This is a genomic window from Streptomyces sp. RKAG290 (genome assembly GCF_023701695.1).
Classification (GTDB): Bacteria; Actinomycetota; Actinomycetes; order Streptomycetales; family Streptomycetaceae; genus Streptomyces.
The window spans coordinates 4,504,728-4,517,649 of record NZ_JAJOZC010000001.1 but is presented as its reverse complement, the minus strand read 5'-3'; the positions used below and the strand labels follow the sequence as shown (position 1 = coordinate 4,517,649).

The 12,922-nt window shown below is 69.5% G+C and carries 5 protein-coding genes and 2 pseudogenes; 3 read left to right on the top strand and 4 right to left on the bottom strand.

What is annotated here, in order from left to right:
- Positions 1-53: 53 nt before the first annotated feature.
- Together LNW71_RS19885 and LNW71_RS19880 are read left to right on the top strand one after the other, a co-directional pair.
- Entirely contained in the window at positions 54-995 is a 942-nt protein-coding gene (locus tag LNW71_RS19885; protein ID WP_250969463.1) for an ABC transporter permease, read from the top strand.
- Entirely contained in the window at positions 988-1,767 is a 780-nt protein-coding gene (locus LNW71_RS19880; RefSeq protein ID WP_250969462.1) for an ABC transporter ATP-binding protein, read from the top strand. Before LNW71_RS19885 ends, LNW71_RS19880 begins: the two co-directional genes overlap by 8 nt.
- Before the next feature lie 153 nt (positions 1,768-1,920).
- On the opposite strand, the gene LNW71_RS19875 is transcribed toward LNW71_RS19880, so the two are convergent.
- The 3 genes and pseudogenes from LNW71_RS19875 to LNW71_RS19865 all read right to left on the bottom strand — a co-directional run bounded on the left by LNW71_RS19875 (position 1,921) and on the right by LNW71_RS19865 (position 8,698).
- On the bottom strand, positions 1,921-6,954 hold the full coding sequence (locus LNW71_RS19875) for an NAD-glutamate dehydrogenase (RefSeq protein WP_250969461.1): 5,034 nt from the start codon (positions 6,952-6,954) through the stop codon (positions 1,921-1,923).
- 503 nt (positions 6,955-7,457) lie between these two features.
- Positions 7,458-8,128 (bottom strand): annotated as a pseudogene (locus tag LNW71_RS19870) (HAD family hydrolase).
- A gap of 63 nt (positions 8,129-8,191) precedes the next feature.
- Positions 8,192-8,698, bottom strand: a complete 507-nt coding sequence (locus tag LNW71_RS19865; protein WP_250969460.1) for a hypothetical protein — start codon at positions 8,696-8,698, stop codon at positions 8,192-8,194.
- Between the two features lie 293 nt (positions 8,699-8,991).
- Here LNW71_RS19865 and LNW71_RS19860 point away from each other — a divergent pair, with 293 nt between their 5' ends.
- A complete protein-coding gene (locus LNW71_RS19860; RefSeq protein WP_250969459.1) occupies positions 8,992-9,411 on the top strand; it encodes an Rv3235 family protein in 420 nt (139 codons plus the stop codon).
- Between the two features lie 577 nt (positions 9,412-9,988).
- Here the strand turns inward: LNW71_RS19860 and secA are convergent.
- Positions 9,989-12,801 (bottom strand): annotated as a pseudogene (gene secA / locus LNW71_RS19855) (preprotein translocase subunit SecA).
- Between the last annotated feature and the right edge of the window lie 121 nt (positions 12,802-12,922).

Below are 12,922 nucleotides of genomic sequence, written 5' to 3'. Positions count from 1 at the left end.
TACGGTCCCGTCCCGTCGCTCCTGCTTGTTTCCCGCCTCCGTCGAAAGCGATCGTGGTGAGCCAGACAACAGCCCCGGCGGCCCCGGTGGACACCCCGCCGGCCGTGCTCCCGCCCGTGTACGCACCAGGAGAACTCGCCGCCCTCGCCACCCGGCACGGGCTCACCGTGAGCGGGGCGAGGCCGTCCCTCCCGGCATACGTCCGGCAGCTGTGGGGGCGGCGCCACTTCATCACCGCGTTCGCCACCGCCAAGCTCACCGCCCAGTACAGCCAGGCGAAGCTCGGCCAGATCTGGCAGATCATGACCCCGCTGCTCAACGCGACGGTCTACTACTTCATCTTCGGCGTCCTGATGAAGACGAAGCACGGCGTCCCCGACTACGTCCCCTTCCTGGTCACCGGCGTCTTCATCTGGACGTTCACCAGCAGCTCGATCACCGCGGGCACCCGTGCGATCAGCGGCAACATCGGGCTCGTACGGGCGCTGCACTTCCCGCGCGCCTCGCTCCCGGTCGCGCTGGCGCTGCAACAGCTCCAGCAGCTGGTCTTCTCGCTGGGCGCGCTGGTGCTGATCCTGCTGGTGTTCGGCCAGTACCCGCAGCCCGCCTGGCTGCTGGCGGTACCGGCCCTGGCCCTGCAGACCGTCTTCAACACCGGCATCTCGATGGTCATGGCCCGGCTGGCCGCACGGACCCCGGACATCGCCCAGCTGACGCCGTTCATCCTGCGCACCTGGATGTACGCGTCGGGCGTCATGTGGAGCGTCGGCACGATGCTTCAGGGCGACCGGGTCCCGCACCTGGTGAAGCTGGCGCTGGAGGTCAATCCGGCCGCCGTCTTCATCAACCTGATGCGGTTCGCCCTCATCGACAGCTTCGAAAGGGACCAGCTGCCCCCGCACGTGTGGGCCATCGCGGCCGGCTGGGCGCTGGTGTGCGGGGTGGGCGGGTTCATCTACTTCTGGAAGGCCGAGGAGAGTTACGGACGTGGCTGACAGCACGGAGCTCGCGGTACCCACGGTCGTCGTCGACGACGTCCACATCACGTACAAGGTCAACGGCGCCCGCACCGGCAAGGGCAGCGCCACCTCGGCCCTCAGCCGGATCGCCGCGCGCCGGCAGACCCCCGGTGTGCGCGAGGTGCACGCCGTGCGGGGGGTCAGCTTCGCCGCCTACAAGGGGGAGGCGATCGGCCTGATCGGCTCCAACGGCTCGGGGAAGTCGACGCTGCTGAAGGCGATCGCCGGCCTGCTGCCCGCCACGAAGGGCCGCGTCCACACCCAGGGCCAGCCCTCGCTGCTCGGGGTGAACGCGGCGCTGATGAGCGATCTGACCGGCGAACGGAACGTCGTCCTCGGCGGGCTCGCGATGGGCATGACCCGCGAGGAGATCCGCGAGCGCTACGCCGACATCGTCGACTTCTCCGGGATCAACGAGAAGGGTGACTTCATCACCCTTCCGATGCGCACGTACTCCTCCGGCATGGGCGCCCGGCTGCGCTTCTCGATCGCGGCCGCCAAGAACCACGACGTCCTGCTGATCGACGAGGCGCTGTCCACCGGCGACGCCAAGTTCCAGCGCCGCAGCAAGGACCGGATCATCGAGCTGCGCCAGCAGGCCGGCACGGTCTTCCTGGTCAGCCACCACAACAAGTCGATCACCGAGACGTGCGACCGGGCGATCTGGCTGGAGGCGGGAACGCTGCGCATGGACGGCCCGGCGAAGGAAGTAGTAGCGGCCTACGAAAAGTTCACCAACAAAAAGTAACGCCCACCCCTCTTCCCGAGCCCCGGGCCGGCCCGGCCTTCAAGCCTGCCCGGCCTATCAAGCCCGTCCGGCACATCAAGCCCGTCCGGCGATTGAGGACAAGACGAGGCGGCACCGGAACGCACCCGGCACCGCCTCGCCCCAGCCCCACCCCTACGCGTGCGTACGCAACAACGTCCGCATCGTCCGCATGGCCACGGACAGATTCGCCAGATCGAACGCGTCCGACCCCTGGATCTCCTCCAGCGTGGACCGCGACCGCGTGAGGATCGCCGCGTTCTTCTCCTCCCACGCCTCGAACCGCTCCTGCGGCGTGGCCGCCCCGTCGCCCGCGTCCAGCACGTCACCCGTGAGCGCCGCATGCGCGGCGTACAGGTCCTCGCGGATCGAGGCACGGGCCATCGACTGCCAGCGGTCCTCGCGCGGCAGCTCGATGATCCGGTCCATCAGCTGGGTGATGCCCAGCCGGTCCGCGAGGTCGTAGTACACCTCGGCGACGGCCAGCGGGTCCTTGCCGGTACGGTCCGCGATCGCCACGATGTCGAGCGCCGGGAAGGCGGACGAGAATCCGGCGACGCGCTGCGCCAGCTCGTCCGGCACCCCCGCCTCCGTGAGCTCGTCCAGGATCGACTGGTACCACTCCTGGTCGGCGCCCATCAGCATCTTGGGCAGCTCGGCCCAGACCTGCTCGACACCCGTCCGGAAGAAGTCGATCGTCCCGGCGATCTCCAGCGGCTGCGGCCGGTTGCCGAGCAGCCAGCGCGAACCGCGCTCGACGAGCCTGCGCGAGTGCAGCCTGATCCGGGTCTGCACATCGGCCGCGACCCGGTTGTCGAGCGCCTCGACGGCGTCCCACACCCGGCCGAGCCCGAAGATCTCGCGGGCCGCGAACTGCGCCCGCACGATCTCCTCGATCGAGGCCCCGGTCTCCTCCCGCAGCCGGTGCAGGAACGTCGAGCCGCCACTGTTCACCGTGTCGTTGACCAGCACCGTGGTGATGATCTCGCGCCGCAGCGCGTGCCCGTCGACCGCGTCGGCGTACTGCTCGCGCAGCTGCCGCGGGAAGTAGGCGTGCAGCAGCTTCTGAAGGTGCTCGTCGTCCGGCAGGCTGGTCCCGATCAGCTCCTGCGCCGCCGTGATCTTGGTGTAGGCGAGCAGCACGGCCAGCTCGGGCTGGCTGAGGCCCTTGCCCCCGCTGAGCAGTTCGCGGATCTGCCGGTCGGTGGGCAGGAACTCCAGGGCGCGGTCGAGGTGACCGTCCCGGCCCAGCCGCCGCATGAAGCGCTGGTGGGCGTGGAGCAGCGAGGGCGCCTGCGCGACCGCGTTGGCCAGTGCCGTGTTCTGCGCGTAGTTGTTGCGCAGCACCAGATGGCCGATCTCGTCGGTCATCTCGGCCAGCAGCTTGTTGCGCTGCTTGACGGTCATGTCGCCGTCCCGGACCAGGCCGTTGAGCAGGATCTTGATGTTCACCTCGTGGTCGGAGGTGTCCACGCCGGCGCTGTTGTCGATCGCGTCGGTGTTGATCCGGCCGCCGTTGCGGGCGAACTCGATCCGGCCGAGCTGGGTGGCGCCGAGGTTGCCGCCCTCGCCGACGACCTTGGCCCGCAGGTCCTCGCCGTTGACGCGGATCGCGTCGTTGGCCTTGTCGCCGACGTCCGTGTTCGACTCGGTGGAGGACTTGATGTACGTACCGATGCCGCCGTTCCACAACAGGTCGACGCGCGCCCCGAGGATGGTCTGCATCAGGTCGGCCGGCGTCATCTTGGTGACGCCGGACTCGATGCCGAGCGCCTCGCGGATGTGCGCGTTGATCGGGATGGACTTGGCGCTGCGGGGGTGGATGCCGCCGCCCGCGGAGATCAGTTCCTTCTTGTAGTCGGCCCAGGAGCTGCGCGGCAGGTCGAAGAGGCGGCGCCGCTCGGCGTACGAGGTCTCGGCGTCCGGCTTCGGGTCGATGAAGATGTGCCGGTGGTCGAAGGCCGCGACGAGCCGGATGTGCTCGGAGAGCAGCATCCCGTTGCCGAACACGTCGCCGGACATGTCACCGACGCCGACGACGGTGAAGTCCTCGGTCTGGGTGTCGTGGCCCAGCTCGCGGAAGTGCCGCTCGACGGAGACCCAGGCGCCCCGGGCGGTGATGCCCATGCCCTTGTGGTCGTAGCCGGCCGAGCCGCCGGAGGCGAAGGCGTCGCCGAGCCAGAAGCCGTACGCGACGGCGACCTCGTTGGCGATGTCGGAGAACTTCGCGGTGCCCTTGTCGGCCGCGACGACGAGGTAGGTGTCCTCCTCGTCGTGCCGGACGACGTCCTTGGGCGGCACGACCTCGCCGGCCACCATGTTGTCGGTGATGTCGAGCAGCGCCGAGATGAAGGTGCGGTACGAGGCGATGCCCTCGGCCATCCAGGCGTCACGGTCGACGGCCGGGTCGGGGAGCTGCTTGGCGACGAAGCCGCCCTTGGCGCCGACCGGCACGATGACGGTGTTCTTCACCATCTGCGCCTTGACCAGGCCGAGGATCTCGGTACGGAAGTCCTCGCGCCGGTCCGACCAGCGCAGCCCACCGCGGGCGACCTTGCCGAACCGCAGGTGGACGCCCTCCACGCGCGGCGAGTAGACCCAGATCTCGAACGCCGGCCGGGGCGCCGGGAGGTCCGGGATGGACTGCGGGTCGAACTTCATCGACACGTAGCTGTGCGGCTTGCCGCTGTCCGCGCGCTGGAAGAAGTTGGTGCGCAGGGTGGCCTTGATGACGGTGAGGAAGGACCGCAGGATCCGGTCCTCGTCGAGCGAGGCGACCTGGTCCAGGGCCCCGTCGAGCTCTTCGAGGAGCCCGTCGGTCAGCTCCGTACCCGCGCTCTGGCGCTCCGGCGACATCCGGGCCTCGAAGAGCGAGACCAGCAGCCGGGTGGTGTGGACGTTGTTCTGGAGGGTGCTCTCCATGTAGTCCTGGCTGAAGGTCGATCCGGCCTGGCGCAGGTACTTCGCGTAGGCGCGCAGCACCATCGCCTGACGCCAGTTCAGTCCGGCGCTCAGCACCAGCGAGTTGAAGCCGTCGTTCTCGGCCTCGCCGGTCCACACGGCCGCGAAGGCCTCCTGGAACCGCTCGCGGGCGTCGTCGGCCAGGTAGCTGCCGTTGCCCGTGGTCTGCGGCAGCCGGAGACCGAAGTCGTAGATCCAGGCGTGCGTACGGTCCGCGCAGCGCAGCTCGTACGGACGCTCGTCGACGACCTCGACACCGAGGCGCTGGAGCGCCGGGAGGACGGCGGAGAGGGAGACCTGCTCGCCGGTCCGGTAGATCTTGAAGCGGCGCTCGCCGGGGGCGGCGCCGACCGGCTCGTACAGGCTGAGGGCGAAGTCCCGCTCGTTCTGCTTGAGGGCTTCGAGGTGGACCAGGTCGGCGACGGCGGCGCGTGCCGAGTGATCGGCCTTGTAGCCCTCGGGGAACGAGTGCCCGTAGTGGCGCAGCAGTTCGGCGGCACGCTCCTCGCCGCATTCGGCGTTCAGCGCCTCCTGGAAGCCGTCGGCCCAGGAGCGGGCGGCCTCGACGAGCCGGGCCTCGATCCGGTCGGCCTCGGCGTCGGTGAGGCTGGGCAGCTCACTGCCGGGGGCGACCCGGACGACGAAGTGCAGCCGGGAGAGGATCGACTCGGTGTTCCAGGCGGTGAAGTCGACGCTGGTGCCGTTCAGCTCCTCCTTGAGGATGTCGATCAGCCGGAGCCGTACACCGGTGGTGTAGCGGTCGCGCGGCAGGTAGACGATCGCGGAGTAGTAGCGCCCGTACTCGTCCTGGCGCAGGTAGAGCCGGAGCCGGCGCCGCTCCTGGAGGTAGAGCACCGAGGTCACGATGGAGCGCAGCTGGTCGGGCGGCGTCTGGAACAGCTCGTCGCGCGGGTACGTCTCCAGGATCTGGAGCAGGTCGCGCCCGTCGTGGCTGTTGTACGTGAAGCCCGCGCCCTCCAGCACCTCGGCGACCTTGCGGCGGATGACGGGCACCCGGCGCACGGACTCGGTGTAGGCGGCGGACGAGAAGAGCCCGAGGAAGCGGCGCTCACCGATGACGTTGCCCTCGGCGTCGAACTTCTTCACGCCGACGTAGTCGAGGTAGCTGGGGCGGTGCACGGTCGCCCGGCTGTTGGCCTTGGTCAGGATGAGGAGCTTGTGCTCACGGGCCTTGGCGCGGGCGTCGGCGGGCAGCCGGTCGAAGGAGGGGCTGACCGGGTGTGCCTCGTCCTCGCTGTGCTGCGGGTCGGAGCGCAGGATGCCGAGTCCGGTGCCGGGCACGGCGGCCAGCGCGTCGGAGTCCTTGAGCTCGTACTCGCGGTAGCCGAGGAAGGTGAAGTGGTCGGCGGCGAGCCAGCGCAGCAGCTCCCTGGCCTCGTTCACCTCGTCGTCGGCGAGTTCGTCGAGCGGCTCGCCGGGCAGGTCGTCGGCGATGCGCAGCGCGGCGTCCCGCATCTTGTCCCAGTCCTCGACGGTCTCCCGTACGTCGGACAGCACCCGCAGCAGGTCGGCCTGGATCTGCTTGAGGTCCTCGCGGTCGGTCTCGCGGTCGATCTCGACGTGGATCCAGGACTCGACGAGCGCGTCGTGCGGCAGCTCCGCCTTGGCGTCCTTGGCCCCCTTGGCGTTCTTCCGGCCGCTCTCCGGGCCGGCCGAGATGCCGGCGCCCTCGGTGAGGACCTCGATCAGCTTGCCGGTCACATCGCGTCGGACGATGACCTGCGGGTGGATCACGACGTGGATGCCGCGCCCCTGCCGCGACAGCTCGTTGGTGACGGAGTCGACCAGGAACGGCATGTCGTCGGTGACGACCTCGACGACGGAGTGACTGCAGGTCCAGCCGTTCTCCTCGACGGTCGGGGTGTGCACCCGGACGTTGGCGGTGCCCTGCGGGCGGTCCTCCGCGAGCCGGTAGTGGGAGGAGGCGGCACCGAAGACGTCGACCGGGTCCCGGCCGCCGATGTCCTCCGGAGCGGTGTGGAGGTAGTAGCGCTGGAGATAGGCGAGCAGTACGTCCTGGCCCGAACGCTCCTGCCCGGCCACGGTGCCGCTGTCGGCCCCGGTGGCCGCGACGTGCACCCGGGGGGTACCGCCCGGGCCACCGACACCACCGCCCGGGCTGTTGTCAGCTACCTTGGCGGCCCGTACGAGCAGCTCGGCCTTGGCTTCGTCCAGCTTGGTCTGCATGTCCTCTGGCTCCTGTCGCGCGCCGTTGCGTGACGTAGGTGAAAAAGGCGACGTACCGCCACGACGCGGGGTTTCCGGTCGGAGTCGACGCTATGCCGCTATGAGAGAGGCCCGGGACCATATTGGCCATTTTTGGCAGTCGGTCCGGGCGGAGGGGATCAGTCAGGGCCCGGGCGCTGTGGCACTCCGGGCGAATGCCGGGGGCTTCGCTGCCCCCGAGGCGTATCGCGCTGATCACGGGGTCCAGGCTATCTCGCCCGCCCCCGTGCCCGTCACGAGCCGTATCTGTACAAAAGAGGGCCCCGAACTTTGACACTCTGGACAGACACCCGCCGGTCCGAACGGGGAGCGTCACGAGGCCACGGGCCGACGGCCGGGCGTCCCGATACTGCTCCGCTCCATGGGTCCGGTCACCTGAGGAACGGCGAACGGCCCGGCTGATGTTGCCGCCCGTCCGGCTACGCGCAAGTCGGCACGCGCCCGCCGCTACCTGCTACCCGCTGCTACCCGCCCAACTGCTCGGCGAGCGCCGCCGCCTCGGCGAGGGTGTCCACGACGGGCACCCCGGCGACCTCAAGACTGGCCCGGCTGTGCGAGCCGCCCGTGTAGAGCACGGCTCGCGCGCCGACATGGGCCGCGGCCACCGCGTCGTCCACCGCGTCACCGATGATCACCGTGTGGGCCGGGGATATCCCGTCCAGCGCCGCGAAGTGCCGTTCCATGTGCTGCGCCTTGCTGCCGCCGGACCGGCCGGTGCGGCCGTCGACCCGCACGAAGTGCCGCTCGATGCCGTACCCCGCACCACGGGGACCAGTTCCTCGTGCCCGTACATGCTCAGCAGCGACTGGCTGCGGCCCGTCTGCTGCCACTGCGCCAGCAGCTCCGCGGCCCCCTCGGTCAGCCCGCAGGCGTCCCGCTGCTCGGTGTAGTGGCGGTGGAAGACGACGTCCATCCGGTCCCACTCGGCCTCCGTGGGCAACCGGCCCATCAGCCGTTCGTAGAAGCGGGGTATCGGGATGCAGTACATCTCGCGGTACTGCTCAAGGCTGATCGGCGCGACGCCGACCTCCATGAACGCGGCGTTCGTCGCGCCGACGACCGCGGTGTTGTCGTCGAGCAGCGTGCCGTTCCAGTCCCAGACCAGATGTGTGCGGTACTTCCCGTGCTTCCCCATGCCAAAAAAATACCCGGCGCCTATGACAACCGGTACGGCGGCCGCCGCCCGGCCCCGCCGCGCTCAGGCGATCAGGTTGGGAATCTCCTGGATCCCGAACCACAGCAGCTCGTGGTCCTCGGCGCCGTCCACGGTGAACTGCGCGTCGTCGTCCCCGAGGTCCGCCGCCCCCAGCGCGGCCGCGGCCGCCGTGACGTCCTTGTCCGCCTCGTCCGAGTCGACGTGCACCGCGGCCGCCTTGGCGATTGCCACCGCGGAGGCGATCGTGACCTCGCCGAGCGAGGAGGCGTCCAGGATGTGGTCCGGGTCGGCGACCGCGTCCCCGTCCGGCACGTCGACCGCCACGACGACGCGACGGCGGGTGGCACCGGGGTCCCCGGCGATCATCCGCAGCGACGCGGACGCGGCCCGGTTGAGCGCCGCGTACTCCAGCTCCTCGATGTCGTCGGAGACGTACCACTCACGAAGTCCGGGGGTCACCGCATAGGCGGTGAGCGGACCGGGACCGAGCTCGCCCGCCCTGTGCGCCGCTGCGAGACCGGAGAGGGTCAGGGGGACGTACACGCGCATGGCTAGGCCGCTTTCGTAGTCGGAAGACGCCCTCAGGATACGTGCGACGTCCCCCTTTGGGGTTACCTGTACGGGCTCCGCCCCGTCCACCCGGCAACCGCCACTCACCCTGCCCGGCCCGCCCCCGGCCCCCGCGCCGAACCGGGTCCGCCACTCGGATAGGTGAATTCCGGGCTCCCCTCCCCCGGCCGCACCGACGCTTGCGGCCGCGTCCGGCACCCCCGTAGAAGATCCACAGCAGAAGTTACCGCCCGGTAGTTGACCGGGCCTCTGAAGCACGGGGGCAATGAGCGATGACCACGAACAGGACCCGGCCCGCCGGACGGAACGACGCACGCAGGCCCGAGACCGTACCCACGCAACGCCGCCGGACACCCCAGCGCGTCCGGCCCCACCAGTGGTTCGCGGAACGCCTCCTGGCGGTCCTCAGCGGCCAGCGCCCCGTCCACTGGATGCTCGGCCACACGATCGGCGAGGCCTACGACCAGCTCGCCGAACTGGCCCCCGCCACACCGCTCAGGAGCCGGGGCGCCCGCCCGGTCATCCGCATGTGCCGCGGCGCGCAGCCGGCGCCCGGCGTGGTGGAGGCCTGCGCGAGCGTCGCGGCGGGCGAACAGGTCCGCGCCATGGCCTTCCGCCTGGAACAGGGCCCGGATCTCCGCTGGCGCTGCGCGGCAGTGGAACTGGGCAACACCCCCGCCCGCCACCCCTGACCCAGCAAGCCACGGCCGCGCCACACAGCCCGGCCCGGCCCGGCCGGCCACTCACCCGGCCGGGTGCGAGCGGCCTGGACGGGCTGCACGGAGCGGGCGGCAGTAGCCGGACCGGCAACCATCAACCCAACCGGCGCACCCTCAACCACCGTCACACCCGGCCGCACCACCCTCGACCACCATCACCACCTATCCCGCACCACCATCGGCCACGCCCACACCCGACCGCCACCAGCCATCGGCCACCCTCACACCCAACCGGCACCACCCACCCAGCCCGCCTCACACGGCCGGTACGGCCCCCTCACCTCCGCCCCGGCCAAATCCCTCCCCCACCACTCCTACCGGCTCGCCCAGCCCCACCCAGCCCCACCGGCGATTGAGGCGCGGGGTCCGGGGCGGCGCCCCGGTTACGGGAAGGGGCGGGGAGGGGACAAGACCCCGCGCAGCGACCACCCACCGCAGCCACCCACCACGGCGTCCACCCACACCCCAACCCCAACCCCCACGCACAACGGCCGGGGCCGAACACCACACGGTGCCCGGCCCCCGGCCGCAATAAAGGTGTCAGCGCACGCTACTTCTTGCGGCGCCGCCCACCCCCACCACTCTTCTGCGCCTTGCGCCGCTCCGCCCGGGTGAGCCCGTCCGACTCAGCCCCGGCATCACCCGCAGCGTTGGAGAAGTCGCCCTCGACGACCCCGCCCTCCCCGTCCACCGTGGGAGCGGAGAAGTGCAGCCGGTCCGGGCGCTGCGGAGCGTCGAGCCCCTTGGCACGGATCTCCGGACGCGCCGCCGGTACGGCGTCCTCCTTGGAGAGGGAGGTCGCCGCGTCCTGCACCGGAACCTCCTCGACCTGCTGCTCGACCTGGACCTCCAGGTTGAACAGGTAGCCGACCGACTCCTCCTTGATGCCCTCCATCATGGCGTTGAACATGTCGAAGCCCTCGCGCTGGTACTCGACCAGCGGGTCCTTCTGCGCCATGGCCCGGAGGCCGATGCCCTCCTGGAGGTAGTCCATCTCGTAGAGGTGCTCACGCCACTTGCGGTCCAGGACGGACAGCACCACACGACGCTCGAGCTCACGCATGATGTCGGACCCGAGCGTCTTCTCGCGCTCGTCGTACTGCTCGTGGATGTCGTCCTTGACCGACTCCGCGATGAACTCGGCGGTGACCCCGGCGAGATCCCCCGCGGCGTCCTCCAGCTCGGCGACCGTGACCTTCACCGGGTAGAGCTGCTTGAACGCGCCCCACAGCCGGTCCAGGTCCCACTCCTCGGCGAACCCGTCCGCCGTCTCCTGGCGGATGTAGTCGTCGATCGTGTCGTCCATGAAGTGGCGGATCTGGTCCTGCAGGTCCTCACCCTCAAGGACCCGGCGGCGCTCTCCGTAGATGACCTCGCGCTGCCGGTTGAGCACCTCGTCGTACTTCAGGACGTTCTTACGCGTCTCGAAGTTCTGCTGCTCGACCTGCGACTGGGCCGACGCGATCGCCCGCGTCACCATCTTGTTCTCGATCGGCACATCGTCCGGCACGTTCGCCATCGACATGACGCGCTCGACCATCTGCGCCTTGAACAGACGCATCAGGTCGTCGCCGAGCGACAGGTAGAAGCGGGACTCGCCCGGGTCACCCTGACGGCCGGAACGACCACGCAGCTGGTTGTCGATGCGGCGCGACTCGTGCCGCTCGGTGCCCAGGACGTAGAGCCCGCCGAGCTCCTTGACCTCGTCGTGCTCGGCCTTGACGGCCTGCTCGGCCTTCTCCAGCGCCGCGGGCAGCGCGGCCGCCCACTCCTCGACGTGCTCGACCGGGTCGAGTCCGCGCTGGCGCAGATCGGCCTCGGCCAGGTCGTCGGGGTTGCCGCCCAGCTTGATGTCCGTACCGCGGCCCGCCATGTTCGTCGCGACCGTGACGGCGCCCTTGCGGCCGGCCTGCGCGATGATCGGCGCTTCCCGGTCGTGCTGCTTGGCGTTGAGGACCTCGTGCTGCACACCGCGCTTGGAGAGCTGCTGCGAGAGGTACTCGGACTTCTCGACCGAGGTGGTGCCGACCAGGATCGGCTGGCCCTTCTCGTGCTTCTCCGCGATGTCGTCGACGACGGCGGCGAACTTCGCGACCTCGGTGCGGTAGATCAGGTCCGACTGGTCGGCCCGGACCATCGGCCGGTTGGTCGGGATCGGCACCACGCCGAGCTTGTAGATCTGGTGGAACTCGGCGGCCTCGGTCATCGCCGTACCGGTCATGCCGGAGAGCTTGCCGTAGAGGCGGAAGAAGTTCTGCAGGGTGATCGTGGCAAGGGTCTGGTTCTCGTCCTTGATGTCCACCCTTCCTTCGCCTCGATCGCCTGGTGCATGCCCTCGTTGTAGCGGCGGCCGGCGAGGATACGGCCGGTGTGCTCGTCGACGATCATGACTTCGCCGTCGATGACGACGTAGTCCTTGTCCTTCTTGAAGAGCTCCTTGGCCTTGATGGCGTTGTTGAGGTACCCGACGAGGGGGGTGTTCACCGACTCGTAGAGGTTCTCGATGCCGAGCCAGTCCTCCACCTTCGCGACACCGGGCTCGTGGATCGCGACGGTGCGCTTCTTCTCGTCGACCTCGTAGTCGCCGGTCTCCTCGATGCCCTTGAGGGGGTTGCCCGCCTCGCCCCTGGCCAGCCGGGTGACCAGCTTGGCGAAGTCGCCGTACCACTTGGTGGCCTGGTCGGCGGGGCCGGAGATGATCAGCGGCGTACGGGCCTCGTCGACCAGGATCGAGTCGACCTCGTCGACGATCGCGAAGTTGTGACCGCGCTGGACGAGCTCGTCCTGCGACCACGCCATGTTGTCGCGGAGGTAGTCGAAGCCGAACTCGTTGTTCGTGCCGTACGTGATGTCGCAGGCGTACTGCTCGCGGCGCTGGGCCGGCGTCATGTTGGCGATGATGCAGCCGACGTCGAGGCCGAGGAACTTGTGGACCCGGCCCATCATCTCCGAGTCACGCTCGGCCAGGTAGTCATTGACCGTGATCAGGTGCACGCCCTTGCCCGAAAGCGCGTTGAGATACGCGGGCAGGGTGCCGACGAGGGTCTTGCCCTCGCCGGTCTTCATCTCGGCCACATAGCCGAGGTGCAGGGCTGCGCCGCCCATCATCTGGACGTCGTAATGGCGCTGTCCGAGGACTCGCTTCGCGGCCTCACGGACGGTCGCGAATGCTTCGGGAAGCAGGTCGTCCAGGCTCTCGCCGTCCGCGTACCGTTCCTTGTACTCGTCGGTGAGCGCCCGCAGCTCGGCGTCGGAGAGGTTGACGAAGTCCTCTTCGATGGAGCTGACCTGGTCCGCGATGCGGTGCAGTTTGCGCAGGATCTTGCCTTCGCCTGCACGCATGAGCTTGTTGAAGACGGACACTGAGGCTGGTCTCCTTGCCGGTCGGGCCTGGCACTGGGTCTTGTTATGGACTCTGGCGCGGGCACGGCAGGTGGGCCCCACCGCAACGGCCATCGTAAGCGAGGACCCAGCCGCGCCGGGA